Source organism: Streptomyces sp. NPDC059695, from assembly GCF_042733785.1.
In the GTDB taxonomy this organism is placed as follows: Bacteria; Actinomycetota; Actinomycetes; order Streptomycetales; family Streptomycetaceae; genus Streptomyces.
In genome coordinates this window covers 109,591-126,544 of sequence record NZ_JBHWFF010000007.1, presented here as the reverse complement: position 1 = coordinate 126,544, position 16,954 = coordinate 109,591, and the positions used below count along the sequence as shown (strand labels likewise).

The following is a 16,954-nucleotide window of genomic DNA, read 5'->3' as shown; positions in this document are numbered from 1 at the left end:
CTCCGCTCCGGGCATCAGCGTGATCCTCGGGCAGACGTACGCCGACAACCCGTCCGCCACCCCCGCCACCCCCGCCGCTCCGTCCGCGACCGTACCGACCGAGGACACCCGGTCCGCGGACGACGACCCCTGCTCCGATCTCTCGTACGGGTGAGGCGCGTACGAGAGACCCGGTCGCGTACCCGCTCACCAGGCTGTGGGACCGCTGTGCGCTGCTTCTCGTGCCGGGACCGCGCGGCACGCAGCGCCACCGCGTAGAGCGCGAGGACCGCTGCGAGGAGCAGGTAGTACAGCGGGGGCAGCGGGGCCATGGCGAGCAGGGGTCCGAGCGGGGTCAGGGGCAGCAGGACGCCGATGGCGGCGAGTGCGACGGCCGCGTACCGGACCGGACCGGGAGCGGCGCCGGCGCGGCGGGTGCTGCGCAGCAGGAGCATCACGAGGGCCTGGGTGAGCAGGTTCTCGGTGAACCAGCCGGCGTGGAAGACGCCCTCGGCGTCGTCCGAGGCCCGCGTGCTGACGAGGAGGACGGCGAAGGTGGCGACGTCGGCGACCGCGTTGAGCAGTCCGAAGCCGGTGATGAAGCGCAGGAACCCGCGGGACCGCAGCCGGGTGGGTGCCCGCAGGGCGGCCGGTCCCGGGTGGTCGTAGGCGAAGGCGAGCTGGGCGGCGTCGAAGCACAGGTTCTGCACGAGCACCTGGGCGGGGAGCATCGGCAGGAAGGGCAGCAGGAGCGCCGCGGCGAGCATGGCGATGACGTTGCCGAGGTTCGACGACAGGGTGAGGTGGAGGTAGGTGGCGATGTTGCCGCCGCTGTGACGGCCTGTGGTGATCGCGTGGTCGACCGCCGCGAGGTCCTTCTCGGCCAGGACGACGTCCGCGGTGTCCCTGACGACGGCGACGGCGCCCTTCGGGCAGATGCCGACGTCGGCGGCGCGCAGCGCGGGCACGTCGTTGACGCCGTCGCCGAGGAATCCGGTGACGTGGCCCTGGGCACGCAGGGCGGTGACGACGCGGGCCTTGTGCTCGGGGGCGCAGCGTGCGAAGACGGTGCTGTGCCGGGCGGCCTCGGCCAGTGCGGTGTCGTCGAGGCGGTCGATGTCCTCGGCCGTGAGCACCCGGCCGGGGGCGAGTCCGAGTTCGCGGCAGGTGTGGGTGGCCGTGCCCGGGTGGTCTCCCGTCAGGATCCGGACGGACACCCCCCGGTGGGCGAGGCTGCCGAGTGCCTCCGCGGCCGTGGGGGCGAGGGCGTCGCGCAGGACGACGAAGCCCAGGAAGGCGAGTCCGCGTTCGTCGGCGGGCGTGTAGTCGCGGTGGCGGGCCGGACGCTCGGCGAGGGCGAGCGCGAGGAGCCGGGCGCCCGTGTCCGCCTCACGGGCGGCCAGGGCGAGGAGACGGTCGCGTTCGGCGGCGTCCAGGGCGCACCGTTCGAGGACGTTCTCCACGGCTCCCTTGACGACCAGGGTGTGCGTTCCGAGGCGGCCGGGACGGCGTACGACGGCCGTCGCCAGGCGGCGTACCGGGTCGAAGGGCAGCGCGGCGACCCCGTCGCAGTCCAGGAGGTCCGCCTCGCCGGCGCTGTCGAGGAGCGCCTCGTCGAGGGCGTCGGGGGTGGGCAGCTCCGCGAGCTGGAGTGTCCACCAGGCGTTGACGGCGGCCCAGTGCAGCACCTCCGGGGCGTCCTGTCCGTGGGCGTCCACGGCGCGGGCGACGACGGGCCGGTCCTGGGTGAGGGTGCCGGTCTTGTCCAGGCACAGGACGTCGACGGCGCCGAGGTCGTGGAGGGCGGGCAGGCGTTTGACGATCACCCTGTGGTCGCGGGCGAGCCGTGCGGCTCCGCGGGCGAGGACGGTCGTCACGACGACGGGCAGCATTTCGGGGGTGAGGCCGACCGCGACGGCGACGGCGAAGGGGAGCGTCTCCAGCCCCCGTCCGTGGAGCGCGGCGCCGGCCATGAGGACGAGGGGCGGGGTCAGGAGCATGAACCGGATCAGGGTCCAGGAGATGCCGTGGACGGCCTGGTCGAAGGCGCTGTCCCGGCCCCGGCCGGTCGTCCCGTGGGCGGAGGCGAAGCGGGTGCGGGCCCCGGTGGCGACGACCACCGCGGTCGCGCTGCCGTAGGACACGCTGCTGCCGAGGAAGCACAGGTGGGGCTGGGCGAGGGGTCCGGTGCGGGGGCCGTCGGGTGCTTCGAGGGGGTACTTGGCGACGGGGGCGGACTCGCCGGTGAGCGCCGCCTCGTGGAGACGCAGACCGGACGCCCGCAGCAGCCGTACGTCGGCGGGGACCAGGTCCCCGGGTCCCAGCCGGATCACGTCGCCGGGGACGAGCTCGTCGGCGGGTATCTCCCGGGGCCCGGCCGCCGGCCCGTCGGGGTCGGCGCGGCGCAGCACGGTCGCGGTCGTGGCGACCGATTCCCTCAGGGCCGCCATGGCCTGGTCGGCCCGGTGCTCGCCCGAGGCGCGCAGGGCGCAGCTGACCGTGACGAGGAGGAGGATGACGCACCCGGTGCCCCAGGCCGCGACGGTCACCGAGATCAGTCCGAGGCAGAGGAGCACCGCGGTGAACGGGTCGCGCAGGCTGCGCAGGAACCGCCGGGTCCAGGGGACCGGGCGCCCGGCGGGCAGGACGTTCTCTCCGTACCGGGCCAGCCTCCGCTCGGCCTCGGCGTCCGTCAGGCCGCGTGGTCCGCTGTCCAGCCGCCGCAGCACCTGGAGCGCGGTGAGCGGTCCGGGGGCATCCTGCGGAGCCGGGGCCCGGTCGTCCTCGGTCTCCGGTACGAGGGGGCCGGGTGCGGCCGTGTCAGGCACCGGAGGCGCTGCGTCGTACGAGCGTCAGCGACCTGTCCGTGCGGGCGGTGAGCTGGCCGACCATCACGCGGACCACGGTCACGACCTCGGGGTCGTCGACGAAGTAGACCTGCCGTCGGCCCTCCCGGCGCGAACGGACGAGACCGGCCAGCTTGAGCTTGGTCAGGTGCTGGCTGACCGCCGGCAGCGCGCCGCCGACCCGCTCCGCGAGCCCGGTCACGTCGCTCTCCCCCTGGGCGAGCGCCCACACGATGTGCAGTCGCGAGGGTGAGGAGAGCAGACCGAAGGCGGCGGCGGCCTCGGCCAGTACCTCGGCAGGAGGGTCCGTGAAGTCACCCGTGTCTGCCGCCACCGTTGCACTCCCGTTCTGTACGCCTGAGGGTCCCAGTCTAGAGCCGCCCCCCTGCCCCGAAGCCGCTCCTCAGGCCGGACCGGACCGCCGGGGTCGTCCTGCGGGCCGGGGGCGCCCCACCCTGGCCTCGGAGCGGTCGCCCGCCGACCAGAGAGCGTCCTCCTCCTCGGCGAGCACGACGACGGCGTCCTGGGGTCCGAGGACCAGCGGGGTGGACTTCGGCGGGTTGAGGAAGATGCCGTAGCCGGGCGGTGCGTCGCTGTACCGGGCCAGCCGGTAGCCGATGGCCGTCTCCCCCTCGCGCCGGGCGGCCTCGACGACGGTGGCGAAGTTGGCCGCCGCGCCGAGGACGACGTAGTCGGAGGCGGGCTTGAGGTAGATCTCCGAGCCCTCCGGATCGAAGAGGTCGGTGAACACGTCGTACAGGGCGCGGTTCTCCGTCAGCTGGGTGAGCAGGAGGCTGATCACCTTGGTGCTGACGATGAAGTCGTCGGCCTTGGTGACCTGGGCGACCTCACGGTTGGCGTCGTCGTTCATCTCGGTCACGATCGAGTACGGGTCTCCGAGGCGTTCCTCGATGTCCCGCAGGTGCAGCAGGGTGACGAGGGTCCGGTCGTCGGCCGCCCCGGCGGCGAACGTGTCGTCCGAGAGGACCACGATGTGCTGGTAGCCGCCCAGGTCGAGGGACTCCAGGGAGGACCTGCGGGTCGGCTCGCAGTGTTTGAACCCCAGGCTGAGATGGACCACGGGCTGGTTCAGGGCGGTGTCCGGCCGCCGTGGCGCGGCGATGTCGAGGGTCGATCCGGGCTGGACGAAGCTGTCGAGGAGCGCGACGAGCTTGGCCGTACGGGAGTTCTCGCCGATGAGCAGGGTCCGGTCGATCCCGGGCCGCTCGGCGGGGGCGGAGGTGATGGCCGATTCGATGACGGGCGGCGGGGTGCGGGCCAGGCGGATGAGCAGGTCGTCCTCGGCGATCACGAGCAGCTGGTCGCCCGGGGCGATGACCGTGTCCATGGCGGGATTGACCAGCACCCGCCCGTCGCTCCTGCGGAGCCCCGCGGGCGTCCCGGTCTCGAAGGCGTGGAGCGCCGTTCCGTACGTCGTGCCGACGAGCGCGGGCTCCTCGCGGAGGTAGAACTCGTTGCCGACGAAGCTGAGGAGTTCGTTGAAGACGCCGGACAGGCCGGTCTGGCGGTGGGCCTGTGCCATGAGACGTACGGCGATGTCCTCGGCGTCGATCACCAGCGCCCCCTCCCCCGCCGCCCGGCGGGCGGCGGCGAGGTTGTCCGAGTCGTGCACCGCGGCCACCACGTGGGGCCGGGGTCCGCTCCAGGTTCGGCTGTGCAGCAGCAGGAGGACCTTGATGACGTCGACGTCCCTGTCGTCCCCGACCGGCGGCAGCACCATGATCGATTTCGCCGTGTCGGGGCTGACGAGTTCCAGGTCCGCGCGCACCAGGGGGTTGCCGGAGCGGCAGATGACGCGGGTGCGGCCCATGTCGGGGATCCGTGTCCGGATCGCGTCCTCCATGGTGACCTTGTCCCGGTCGGCGAGAACGACCACGCAGGAGCGGCGTTCGCTCTGGTTCGCCTCCACGAGCTCCGCGATCACCGTGAAGACCTGGTCCGACCAGCCGAGCACGATGGTGTGCCCGCGCTCCATCAGCTGGGAGCGGCCCTTGCGGAGTTCCTGGATCTTCTGGTTCAGACCGGTGGTCAGGACACCGATGAGCGCGCTGACGATGAAGATGCCGCCGATCGTCACCGTCAGCATGAGGGCGAGGAACACCGGGCTTCCGGTGTCCCCGCCCATGGTGCCCGGGTCGAGGGTGCGGAGCAGGCTCATCCAGGCCACGCCGGCCCAGCCGCCGTTGTCCTCGGCGTCGGTGTCCGTGAACACGACGACCAGGGTCGAGGCCGCCACGATGAGCAGCATCGAGGCCAGTGCCAGCCAGCTGATCAGAGCCGGCGTCCCCCGGTCCATCGTGCCGTCGAACCAGTACCGGAACCGTGCCCGCAGCCGGTCTCTCACCATCGAAAACTCCCCCGTCCGCACCCGCGCCGCATCGCGGTGGATGGGTCGTGAGGTGCCGCTCCATCAGATCACAGTGGCCGTGCGGGCATGCGCGCCAGGCACCGGGCGGGACGGTCCGTGCGCGTACGGGGCGCCCGCCGTGGTCGGCGGGCGCCCCGTACGGGTGGGGTGTGGCTACCGGACGTCGTAGGCGCGGGTGATGGTCTGGGTCACCGCGTTGCCGTGGGCGTCGGTGAAGGAGGCCTTCGTCATGACCTGCCTGCCCGTGGCGCCCGTGTGGTCGAGGACGGCCGTCCAGGCGTCGCCGTGCCGCTGGGTCGGCGCCTCGATCCAGGTGGCGCCGCCGTCGTACGAGTAGGACAGCGAGGCCGCGGTGACCGCGCCGGGCGTGTATCCGGCGTGGCCCTCGACCGACAGGCCGACCGTGATGCCGCTCTGCGCCGGCAGGGTGTTCATGCCGTCGACCGGCAGGTCGTACACCGGGGAGAGGATGGGCAGACCGCGCGAGTAGACCTCGGGCTCACGGTGGGAGCGGAAGCTCCACGTGGTCGTGGCCGAGGTCGAGCGCAGCCAGTTGCGGTCGCCGGAGAGGACCTTGTCCAGCTTCTGGGTGAGCTCGTACGCGGCGTCCTCGTCCGGCACCTGGAAGACGCCGTACGGGTAGGCGGTGCGGCCGATCTGCTCGCCGTCGCGCTTCAGTACCAGGTTGCCGAGGTCACCGAACGATCCGCCGTACGTCCAGTGGTCGCCGGAGCCGTCGACCCAGAGGGCGTTCTGGAAGCCGATCAGGTCGCCCTGCCGCTCGGCGGCCAGCATCAGCCCGCCGTCCGCGTCGCGCACGGCACCCGGGCGCAGGGGTCCGCCGTACCACTCCTCCCGGCCGCGCTGCCCGGCGCGGTAGGTGCGCTCCTGGTCGCCCATGAACGCGGCGAACGGGAAGCTGGTCATCGCACCGTGGTACCAGGAGTCGTCACCGGTCGTGTAGTAGGCGGTGCGGATGCCGGGGGCCTTGACGTTCCTGAACGCGGCGACGGTGATGAAGCCGCTGTCGCCGCCGGCGGGGCGGACGTGCAGCGCGTCGAGGTAGTCGGCCTCCTTGCCGAGGGCCTTCCACGTCTCCGTCACCTGGGCCAGCCTGGCGTCCTTGGGCCGGTAGGTCTGGTCGGAGCGCAGCGGGCCCCGGGTCGGGTACGACAGGTTGTAGACGTACGGGGAGCCGCCCTCGGAGCCGATCGCGCGCCAGGTGGAGCGGAACTCGAAGGTGCCGTCGAGGGCGCGTCCGTCGATGTCCGCGTACAGCTGGTGGATGGTGTTCGGGACGACGAGGGCCGCGCCGGTCTGCCAGGTGTCGTCCCACGTGCGGGCGTAGCTGAGGGTGGTGCTGTCCGCCGTCGAGGGACGGTCGGTCCGCAGGCTCAGCCGGTGGGCTTCGCGGGCGTCGAGGACGACGGTGGTGTCGCCGGTGATCCGGAGCTGGGGCTTGGCGAGGTAGCCGATCGACTCGGGTGCGTCGCCGGCGTCGTACGACGCGACGAAGCTGCTCAGGGCGTAGTCGCCGGGGCGCACGCTGAACGTCTGCTCGGTCGCGCCCGAGTTGTAGCGCCGCTCGCCCTTGTCGGTGTCGAGGCTGACGAGCTCCAGGGAGGAAGCCCCGCTCGCGGGCTTCCCGTTGCGGTCGACCACCTTGATCCGGAGCGTGACCGTCTCGGGCTGCACGTAGAGGGTGAAGGGCACGGAGACGTGCGCACCGCCCCCGGTGGCGAGGATCCGGCCGGTGACCGCACCGTACTGGGAGGCCTTCAGCCGGGCGGTGGGGTCGATGCGCAGGGGCACCTGCACGGTGGCCCCGGCGGGGACCCTCACCCTGGTGTCCTTCAGGTCGGCGATGCCGGTGTGGATCTCGCTGCCGTCGTTGCCGTGCACTCCGCTCACCCTCAGGTTGAGGGTGAGGTCGCTGCCGCCCGTGTTGGTGAACGGCACCTGCACGGTGGCGCGGTCCGAGGCGTCCTGCGGCCAGTTGTAGCTGCCGGCCTGGACCGCGGGCGCGGAGAGCACCTTCTGGTTGACCGCGCCGAACACGTCGAGCACTCCGGCGCCGGTCTCGTCGGCGCCGGCGACCTTTCCGCCGGTGCGGGCGGAGGCGACCAGGGCGGCCTTGAGCTGTTGCGCGGTCCAGTCCGGGTGGGCCTGGCGCAGGATCGCCGCGGCGCCCGCGACGTGCGGGGCGGCCATCGAGGTGCCGGACATCGACCGGTAGGCGTAGACGCCCCGGCCGCCCGCGCTCGCCGCCGAGATGTCGACGCCGGGCGCGGCCATCTCGGGCTTGAGGGTGCGGGTGACGGCCACGGGTCCGCGGCTGGAGAACCACGCCGTCGTGTCGTCGCGGTCGACGGCGCCGACGGTCAGCACGCCGGGCACGCAGCCGGGCGAGGAGACGGTCTCGGTGCCCGAGCCGGCGTTGCCGGCGGCGACGACGAAGAGGGTGCGGCTGCTCTTCGAGAGCTCCTTCGCGGCCTCGGCCACCGGGTCCGTGCAGTCACGGACCGAGGCGTTGCCCAGGCTCATGGAGACGACGTCGGCCTGCTGGTCGACGGCCCACTGCATGCCCGCGATGACCCAGGAGTCCTGGCCGTAGCCCGCGTCGTCGAGGACCTTGCCTATGAGCAGCGAGGTACCGGGAGCGACGCCCTTCATGCGGCCGTCGCTCGCCGCGCCCGACCCGCCGACCGTGGAGGCGGTGTGTGTGCCGTGGCCCACGTGGTCGTCGGTGCTCTTGGAGTCCGTGAAGTTCTTCGACGCGGCGACCCGGGTCGCCAGGTCCGGGTGTCCGGCGTCCACGCCCGTGTCGAGGACGGCGACCTGGGTGCCCGTGCCGTCGTACCCGGCCGCCCACGCCTCGGGGGCGTGCACCTGGGCGGTGGACCGGTCGAGCGTCGCCTCGACCTTGCCGTCCAGCCACAGCTTCTTCAGCGTGGAGGCGGAGCGCGAACGGGGGTCGGTGACGTCCCGCCAGAAGGCGGCGGCGGTGTCCTTGTCGGCCTTGAGCGCGACGCCGTCCACGGCGGGGAGGCTCGGGCCCCGCTCGGATCCGCGCGGAGCCGGAGCGCCGTCGAGGACGTTCACCCCGGGCCGGTACGTGGCGATGAGCGGCAGCGCGTCGGTGTGCGCGTCGTCGTATCCCTGGCGGATGAGCCCCGTGACGTTGAACAGCTGTTCGTCGACGGTGCCTTCGGCGATCGCCCGGGTGGCGTTCTCCGGGTAGACGAAGAGGTCCTTGCCCGTCTGGTACGTCTGGACGATCGGCTGCGTGCCGTCCTCGCGGGGCAGGACGGCCGCGGAGCTGCGACCCGCCGGGTCGGTCGTCACCACGACCTTGTCACCGGTGACGAGCGTCACCGTCGCCTGCTCGCCGCCCGCCGGGGCGGTCCGGCTGCCGACGAGGGGCCTGTTGCCCGAGGTGCCGTCCGGTGGTGTGTCCGCCGCCCCGGAGGGCGCGACCGCGGTGACGGTGAGGACGGCGGCGGTCGCCGCGCCCAGGGCTGTACGCGTGATGAAGCGCATGAATCTCCCATGGAAACCGTGGACATGTGGGGCTGCAGCTGCAGCCTGGCAGACCGACGGATCACCGAGGAGGGCCCGGAGTGACGGATTCCCCGCATGGCGGTTACCCGACACGAGAGCGCGTCCGGCAGCGCTTCGCCCTGCCCCGGACTCGGGGCGCGGAGGGCGGTCGCCGAGGTCAGAGCCAGCCGGCACGGGCGGCGTGCCAGCCGAGTTGCAGGCGGGAGTCCGCTCCGGCGAGGTCCATCAGACGGCGTGTCCGCCGCTCCACGGTGCGGATCGACAGACCGAGCTGCGAGGCCGCCCGCCGGTCGGAGATCCCCGCCAGCAGCAGGGCGAGGACCTCCAGCTCCCCCTCGGTCGGCCGGTCGTCGGCCGGGGACGGGGCGCACACGCCGGCGGCGGTGGCGAACAGCGGCCGGGCCAGGGCCCATTCCCGCTCGAAGAGGTGGACCAGGGCCGTCAGCAGTCCGCTGCGATGCACCACGATGGCGCTCGGCTCGTCCCCGGAGTCCGCCATGTCCAGCGGGACCATGGCGCGCTCCCGGTCCGACACCACCATCTTCAGCGGCAGCGACTCGACGAGCCGGATCTCCAGGCCCGCCGCCATGGCGGACCGCACGTCGTTCCCCACGCCGGGGGCGTCGAGGTAGTCCTTGGACGCGACGACACGGAAGTCGACCCCCCGGTCCAGCGCGGAGCTCTCCGACATGTCGGCGTCCTCGCGGGGCACGGCGATGGGCTCCCCGACGAGGAACACCAGCAACTCGCGCTGGGCTCCGCGCTGCAGTTGGTGGAACCGGTGCGCCACCTGCTCGACGCCGACGACCACTTCGACGACGCTGCCGGCGGGGTGCGCGGCGGTGCTGCGGTACTGCTCGGTCACCATCGAGAAGGCCGTCTCGGCCCGGTGCAGCGCGTTGCGCTGTTCGACGAGCAGGGGGGCGAGGGCCACGGAGGGCGGGGTGAGCCGGTAGCGGGCGGGCGGCGTGCCCGCCCCGGGGACGGACGGGCCGGGTGCCCCGCTCCCGGCCTCGGCGGCGACCGCCACCAGGCCGCGCGCCGACAGGTCGAGCAGGATGCCGGCGACCTCGGGCTCCTCGAGTCCGGTCAGGCGGACGAGCTCGTACGTGGAGGCTGTCGGACGCCCCAGCAGAGCGGTGTAGACGGTCTCTTCCGCCCGTCCGAGTCCCAACGCCTGCAGCACCCAGGTCCCCCTTCGGACGGCCGCCGTGTCTGTCCTCCGCGAGGCTCGGGAGGACCGGGTGCAGCACCTTATCCCAGAGTCCGGACATGGCCACGGGCCGCCGCCCGCCGTTCGCGTTCCGCGCGGTGACGGCCTCGGGGAAGGGGGCGGAGCCCTCACGTGGGGCAGTGCCGACACCCCCACACGGACGTTGGAGCTTCTGACGAAAGCGTGAGCCTGTCTCTTTCCGGCGAGGGGACGACGCCCGTTCCGCACCATCCGTCCGCCCCCGCCACCAGCGGTCCGGTCAGTCCGGCCCGGAGCCGTCCAGGGTGAGGATCAGGAGGGTGACGTCGTCCTGGATCTTGGGTGCGAAACGGCTCAGGTCGGCCCAGATCTCGTCGGGCAGCTGGTCCAGGCCGACACCGGTCATGCGGGCCAGACGCTCGACGAAGGGGTAGAACGCACCGGAGGCGTCCCGTGTCTCCAGGACACCGTCCGACGCCAGGAGCAGCCGGTCCCCGGGCAGCAGCGACACCGTGGCGGCCGTTCCGGGCATGACACCGGCGAGGCCCAGTCCCAGGGGCGGTCCGGGGTCGACCTCCACGGTGCTCACGGTTCCGCCGCGCACCAGGACCGGCGGCGGATGGCCGCAGGCCAGGACACGGACCTCCGGCCCGTGCGGAGCGAAGTCCAGGAAGACCGCCGTGGCGAAGAGTTCCGCGTGCTCCGTCCGCGCCGAGTCGACCACGAGCCTGCGGTCCAGCCGGGCCGCGATCGACTCCGCGTCCACATCGTCCAGTACCGCCTCCCGGAACGCCCCCATGACGGAGGCCACCGTCGCGACGGCCGACAGGCCGTGCCCCTGCACGTCGCCGAGGACCGCCCGCACCCCGTGGGGGCCGGCCCGGACGTCGAAGAAGTCGCCTCCCACCAGCGTGCCGAGCTCGGCGGCATGGTAGAGACTCGCACAGCGCACGGGCCCGACCCGCGGCCGTACGTCCGGGACGATGGCCCGCTGCGCCGTCTCGGCGACGGTGCGTTCCAGGTCGAGCTGCGCGTCCCTTCGTCCGCGGACGAAGGAGACGAAGACGCTCAGGGTCGCGACGAAGCCGAGGGTGAAGAGGTCGGTGTTGCCCGGCCGGTCCAGATGGAACAAGGGGATGGTCAGCAGCCCGATCGTCGCGGCGCCGAGCAGGGCCGTGGCCAGCGGCCCGTAGGCCAGGACGGCCAGCGGGGGCACCGCTCCGAGCAGGAAGCCGATGTCCACCGGGACGGAGTCGGTGAGGGAGGCCACTCCGACCCCGACGAGCAGCAGGACGGGCAGGACCCGTACCCAGCGGGGCGGCGGGGCCCCGCGCAGCCAGCTCCGCCGGTACGCGTCGGTCGCCGCCTTCCTTGCCTTCACCACACCACCAGGCTCCTATGCCGGAGTGCGCCGCGCACTCCACGGCCGCTTCCGGGCGCGGAGGGGGACTCACCGCGATCGCCTCGGTCGCCGTCGACGGCACGCCCGGCGCGGAGGCCCTGTCCGCGCGGCCGGACCGGGCACACGACGTCCGACTGTGCCGACGACGTCTCCCCCAGCCACCGCCGATCACACGTTGTGCCCACGCCCTCTCGCGCCGGCACCACCGAGCACACGACGTGCCGCGGTGCCCACGCCCTCTCCCCCCGGCACCCCGCGGCGCCCTAGGCTCCCCCGCATGGGAGACCCTGTGCGCACCGAGGACGGCCGGCTCCTGGTGGCCGAGGAATGGGGCGATCCTTCGGGAGCTCCGGTCGTACTCCTCCACGGGACGCCCGGTACCCGTCTGGGCACCCTGCTGCCCGGGCTCGCCGCGCGGCACCCCGGCTTCCGGTTCCTCTCCTACGACCGTCCCGGCTACGGAGAGTCCCGGCGCGTCCCGGGCCGCAGGGTCGCCGACGCGGCCCGGGACGCGGCGGCGGTCGCCGACGCCTTCGGGATCGAGCGGTTCGCGGTGGTCGGCCGGTCCGGCGGCGGGCCGCACGCTCTCGCGTGCGCGGCGCTGCTGCCGGACCGGGTGCGGGCGGCGGCCGTACTGGTCGGACTCGCCCCGCCGGACGCTGCCGGGCTGGACTGGTACGCGGGCATGACCCCGTTCAACGTCCGCGAGTACGGCCTGGCCCGGGCCCATCTGGACGGGAGCGATCCCGGCGGCCTCGAACGGGACCTGGCCGCGCGGGCCGCCGTCCTCCGGCGGAACCCGGAGCGCCTCCTCGACGACCTGCGTGCGGGTCTCTCGCCCCACGACCTGCCGGTCGTCGAGGACTCCCGGGTCCGCACGGTGCTGCTCCGCACCTACCGGGAGGCCCTGCGGGTCTCGCACCACGGCTGGCTCGACGACTGCCTGGCCCTCGCCGGCCCGTGGGGCTTCGACGTCGCCTCCGTGGCCGCGCCCGTGCTGCTGTGGCACGGGCTCGACGACGCGTTCTCGCCCGTGGCGCACACCCGTTGGCTCGCCGGCCGGATTCCCGGCGCCGAGCCCCTCCTCGTACCGGACGCCGGTCACTTCGCCGCCCAGCTGGCGCTGCCCGACGTGTTGCGCTGGCTGGACGGTCAGGGCGCGGGTCGCTGATACGAGGCCGAGCGGGCGCCCTTCAGGGCGTCCAGGATCCGCTCGTGACTGTCTCCGACGACATCGCCGACCCGGACCCTGATGTGGAGCGCCTCGACCTCGTCGACGAAGCGCCGCGAGAAGGCCCCGAGCATCGTCGTCTCGTAGGATCCGGTGCCCACCAGGGGGAAGTGCCCCATGGTGACCAGCTGGAAGTCCTCACCGACGGTGAGCCCGGCCCCGGTCAGCACCTCCGCCACGCCCTGGACGTCGGTCCACGGGGCGGCGGGCAGCGGGTCCCCGCCACGCAGGACGGCCCGGCACGCGTAGGCCTCGATCACCACAGTGTGCGAACCTCCGTTGAGCAGTCCGACCCGCCACTCGGGTACGCCGCTCCCGAGGTGCCCGGTCGTCCAGTCGGCGCGCCAGCCGAGCAACGGCCGTACGGTGCGCGCGTACTGGGCCCTGGCGAGGACCGCACCGGCCGCGACCGCGAGCAGGCTGCCGAGCGGCTCCATGTCGAGCAGCTCCAGCCGCCACGGCCAGTCGGCGCGGGCCTCCGCCGTCATGTTCGCCCGGACGACCTCCCAGCCGAGCACCGCCGTCAGCAGGACGAGCAGCACGATCGGCGCCGTGAAGAGCAACGGGCTGCGTCGCACCCGCCGTTGGACGTCCGCCTCGATCGCCGGACCACCCCGCCTGAACCTGCCCACGGCCACTCCCCCGGTTCGCGTTCCCCGGCCCCCGGCCCGCTCGTACGCCCCCGGGGGCCTCGACCGGTTCATGGTGCCCGAGCCGGGGCGGGGCCGGATAGGCCACGGGCCGCGCGAGATCCGAGAGCCGCGACCCGACGCCGTGCTCGCGGACGTGGCGTGGCGGGTCCTGCGTGGCGGGTGGTCTCACCGTTCCTGAAGCGTGCGGGAGGCCCTGCTCTCCTTCACCGGCCACGAACCGAGCGGCCAACCGAGGGCCCACGTTCGACCCGCAACCGAACCTCTCGGTACGGCAGAAGCTCCTTACGCGTCGGGGTGTTCCGGAAGCGCGAGCCAGTCCGACCAGGAGATCTCGCGGCCGAGGAAGCGCGGCTGCTCGAACGGCCAGTCGGCGGCGATCCACTGCGGCACCAGCTGATCGAGGGCCTGCTCGACCTTGCCGTCCACCAGCTCGTCCACCACCCACCAGGCGATCTCGCCGTCCGCGCCGGCCCTCTCCGGCGGATCGATGTAGACACAGCCGAGCAGAGCCGTCTCCGCCGCGTCGAACAGCCCGTAGTTGAAGGACTGATGTGCGGCGATCTCCTTCTCGTGCCGCAACAGGTCGGCCTGGTCGCCCTCGTAGGTCATGGTGGCCGCGGGCCAGCCCCAGGCCGGGCCGAAGATGGTCCACAGGCGCTCGCGCGAACCCATCACAGCCGGGTAGTCGAGCGGGGTGTCCGCCTCCCGGATCGGCCGCAGGTGATGGCCACCGCCCGGCAGCGGTACCAGGACGGGATGGACGAAGTCATCGGGGAGCCAGCTCATGGCGCCCGACCGTAGCAGCACACAGCCGTCCGCTCTTTCGGCAGGTCCTTGCTGCGTGAAACCTCAGGGCGAGGCCTGCGGGAACCGGGTGCCGCCCGGGTGGTTTACCCCGTGCCACCGCTCTTCCCCGATGCCTAGCGTTCCTTTCGACACAGAGCGGCAGCCGCCCCCGGCGATCTACGCAGCAACGGAAGGGAAGCAGAAGGTGCGCAAGAAACCGGCAACGGTACGGATCGCGCGATGGAGCGCCACGCATCCGTGGTCCGCCCTCGGTCTCTGGGTGGTGTTCGTCGCGCTGTGCCTCTTCCTGGGCGGGGCCGCCGGCACGAACAAGCTCGGGGACGAGGAATCGGGCGTCGGAGAGTCCGGCCGCGCCGGCCGTATCACCGCCTCGGGCCACTTCACCGAGAAACCCGAGGAGAACGTCCTCATCACCGCTTCGGACGGCGGGAGGCTCGACCCCGCCGCCGCACGGCGGGCGGCCGGGGAACTCACCGCGAGGATGCAGGCGCTGCCCGAGGTGGAGAGCGTCGGCGCCGCCTTCCCGTCCCCCGACGGCAAAGCCCTGCTGCTCCCCGTGACCATGTCGGGCGACACGGAGCACGCCGACGCCCGGGTCCAGCCGCTGCTCGACGCGAGCGCCACGACCGAGAAGGCCCACGCGGGCCTCAGGATCGAGCAGATCGGCACCGGATCCACGGCGAAGGGGCTCGGCGAGACCCTCGGCGAGGACTTCCGGAGGGCCGAGCTGATCAGCCTCCCGCTGACCCTGCTGATCCTGCTCGTCGTGTTCGGCGCGGTCGTCGCCGCCGGCGTTCCGGTCCTGCTCGCCCTGTCCTGCGTCGGCGCCGCGATCGGCCTCTCGGCCCTCGCCTCGCACGTCCTTCCCGAGACCAGCGCGGTCAGCAACGTCATCCTGCTCATGGGCATGGCCGTCGGCGTCGACTACTCGCTCTTCTACCTGAAGCGGGAGCGGGAGGAACGCCGGAAGGGCGCCTCTCACCTCGACGCCATCGAGATCGCCGCCGAGACCTCCGGGCACACCGTCGTCGTCTCCGGCACCACCGTCATCGTGTCGATGGCCGGCCTCTACCTCGCCCAGGAGGCGACCTTCGCCTCCCTGGCCACCGGCTCGATCCTCGTCGTGGCGGTCGCCGTCCTGGCCTCGCTGACGGTCCTCCCCGCACTCCTCGCCAAGCTCGGGCCCCGGGTCGACCGGCCCAGGGTGCCGCTCCTGTGGCGGCTCACGATGCGCTCCGGCGCGTCCCGCGTCTGGCCCGTGCTCCTGCGCCCCGCCCTCGTACGGCCCCTGCTCACCCTCGCGGTCTCCGGTGGCGCCCTGCTCGCCCTCGCCCTGCTCGCGCTCGACATGGAGCTGAAGCAGCCCGGCTCGGACGACCTGTCCCGCGACATCCCGGTCGTCCGGGCCATGGACCGGCTGACCTCGGCGTTCCCCAGCAAGGGCACGGTGCACCAGGTGGCGGTCACGGCGCCCGCCGGCCGGGCCGACGAGGTCGAGGCCGCGCTCAGGACCCTGCTGAGCCGCACCGAGGGAGAGGAGCCGTTCGCCCGCGACCGGACACCCCTGATCCGCTCGTCGGCCGACGAGCGCGTACACACCGTGGCCGTCGGCACACCGCACTCGCCGAAGAGCGCCGAGGCACACGAGTCCCTCCAACTGCTGCGTGCCTGGCTGCCCCAGGCGCTCGCACCTGTTCAGGGCGCCGAGGGCGCGGTCGGCGGCAAGGTGGCCCGGGGAGCCGACTTCACCGCCCACCTGAAGGACCGGATGCCGTGGGTGGTGGGCTTCGTCCTGCTGCTGACCTTCGCCACCATGGTCGTCATCTTCCGCTCACCGGCCGTGGCCCTCTCCGCGATCCTCCTCAACCTGCTGTCGGCGGCGGCCTCCTTCGGCGTCCTCGTCGCGGTCTTCCAGAACACCTGGGCGGAGGGGGTGCTGGACTTCCACAGCTCCGGGGCGGTCGTCTCCTGGCTCCCGCTGTTCCTCTTCGTGGTGCTGTTCGGCCTCTCGATGGACTACCACGTGTTCGTCGTGAGCCGGATCCGGGAGGCCGCCCTCGGCGGGGCCGAGGTCCGCGACGCCGTCCGCGACGGCATCACCCGCTCCGCCGGTGTCGTGACCAGCGCGGCGATCGTCATGGTGGCCGTGTTCGCCGTCTTCGGGACCCTCAGCATGGTGGAGTTCAAGCAGCTCGGTGTCGGCCTGGCGGCGGCGATCCTGCTCGACGCCGTCGTGATCCGCGTCTTCGTCCTGCCCGCCCTGATGACGGCCCTCGGCCGGTGGAACTGGTGGCCCGGCAGCATCGCCGCCGCCCGGCAGGGGCAGCACGCCGCCGGCTCCGGCGACACGCGGCAGCCGCGCCGGCCGCACCCGGCACCGGCGGTCCCGACAGCGGGCACGCGGTACGGGCAGAGCCCTGCGCCGCGCCGGCCGCACCCGGCACCGGCGGTCCCGACGGCGGGCACGCGGTACGGGCAGAGCCCTGCGCACGGGCGGGGCGCGGGCGAGTGGCAGAGCCCGGAGTACGGGCAGGCGCAGGACGAGGGGCAGAGCCCGGAGTACGGGCGGAGCCCGGGTGAGGGGCAGAACACGGCGTACGGGCAGGGCTTCGGTCCCGGCCGGGCGCCCGGCGCCCCGCAGCCGCAGCAGCTGCCGCGGCCGTACGGGCGACAGACCCGCGACGGCCGCCCCGATCCCTTCCAGCGGTAGGCGGGTCCTCCCGGCACGGAGGGGAGGCGGCCCCCCTCCCTCCCGTCCAGGCCACTCTCCTCTCCTTCGCCTACGCCCGTGCGGGGGGGGGGGGGGGGCGGGGGGGCGGGGGGCCCCGCCCGCGGGCGGGCGCGGGGGGCGGGGGGGGGCGGCCGCCCGCCCCCCCCCCCGCCGCCCCCGCGCG

General features: G+C 73.4%; 10 protein-coding genes. 2 read left to right on the top strand and 8 right to left on the bottom strand.

Features of this window, described 5'->3' with window-relative positions:
- Positions 1-14: 14 nt before the first annotated feature.
- The 6 genes from mgtA to ACFV2S_RS11280 all read right to left on the bottom strand — a co-directional run bounded on the left by mgtA (position 15) and on the right by ACFV2S_RS11280 (position 11,351).
- On the bottom strand, positions 15-2,807 hold the full coding sequence (gene mgtA / locus ACFV2S_RS11305; RefSeq protein WP_385556439.1) for a magnesium-translocating P-type ATPase: 2,793 nt from the start codon (positions 2,805-2,807) through the stop codon (positions 15-17).
- The gene (locus tag ACFV2S_RS11300; protein ID WP_383784822.1) at positions 2,800-3,159 is read right to left on the bottom strand and encodes an ArsR/SmtB family transcription factor; all 360 of its coding nucleotides are present in this window, start codon (positions 3,157-3,159) and stop codon (positions 2,800-2,802) included. Before ACFV2S_RS11300 ends, mgtA begins: the two co-directional genes overlap by 8 nt.
- A 69-nt stretch (positions 3,160-3,228) precedes the next feature.
- A complete protein-coding gene (locus ACFV2S_RS11295; protein WP_385556437.1) occupies positions 3,229-5,193 on the bottom strand; it encodes a potassium transporter TrkA in 1,965 nt (654 codons plus the stop codon).
- Between the two features lie 174 nt (positions 5,194-5,367).
- Positions 5,368-8,754 (bottom strand): S8 family serine peptidase, encoded by a 3,387-nt coding sequence (locus ACFV2S_RS11290; protein WP_385556435.1) that lies wholly within the window; start codon positions 8,752-8,754, stop codon positions 5,368-5,370.
- A 178-nt stretch (positions 8,755-8,932) separates the two neighbouring features.
- Positions 8,933-9,961, bottom strand: coding sequence for a helix-turn-helix domain-containing protein (locus ACFV2S_RS11285; protein WP_385556433.1), 1,029 nt, complete (start codon positions 9,959-9,961; stop codon positions 8,933-8,935).
- Positions 9,962-10,247: 286 nt separating this feature from the next.
- Positions 10,248-11,351 carry a PP2C family protein-serine/threonine phosphatase gene (locus ACFV2S_RS11280; RefSeq protein ID WP_385556431.1) on the bottom strand — a complete coding sequence of 368 codons (1,104 nt, stop codon included), beginning with the start codon at positions 11,349-11,351 and terminating at the stop codon, positions 10,248-10,250.
- A 295-nt stretch (positions 11,352-11,646) separates the two neighbouring features.
- On the opposite strand from ACFV2S_RS11280, the gene ACFV2S_RS11275 reads away from it, so the two are divergent.
- The gene (locus tag ACFV2S_RS11275) at positions 11,647-12,540 is read left to right on the top strand and encodes an alpha/beta fold hydrolase (RefSeq protein ID WP_385556429.1); all 894 of its coding nucleotides are present in this window, start codon (positions 11,647-11,649) and stop codon (positions 12,538-12,540) included.
- Here the strand turns inward: ACFV2S_RS11275 and ACFV2S_RS11270 are convergent.
- Complete coding sequence (locus ACFV2S_RS11270) at positions 12,522-13,232, bottom strand: hypothetical protein (protein WP_385556427.1); 711 nt, start codon at positions 13,230-13,232, stop codon at positions 12,522-12,524. The two genes, ACFV2S_RS11275 and ACFV2S_RS11270, sit on opposite strands and share 19 nt — an antisense overlap.
- Positions 13,233-13,535: 303 nt before the next feature.
- Positions 13,536-14,039 (bottom strand): N-acetyltransferase, encoded by a 504-nt coding sequence (locus ACFV2S_RS11265; RefSeq protein WP_385556425.1) that lies wholly within the window; start codon positions 14,037-14,039, stop codon positions 13,536-13,538.
- A gap of 205 nt (positions 14,040-14,244) precedes the next feature.
- On the opposite strand from ACFV2S_RS11265, the gene ACFV2S_RS11260 reads away from it, so the two are divergent.
- Positions 14,245-16,770, top strand: a complete 2,526-nt coding sequence (locus ACFV2S_RS11260) for an MMPL family transporter (RefSeq protein ID WP_385556423.1) — start codon at positions 14,245-14,247, stop codon at positions 16,768-16,770.
- The last annotated feature ends 184 nt before the right edge of the window (positions 16,771-16,954 follow it).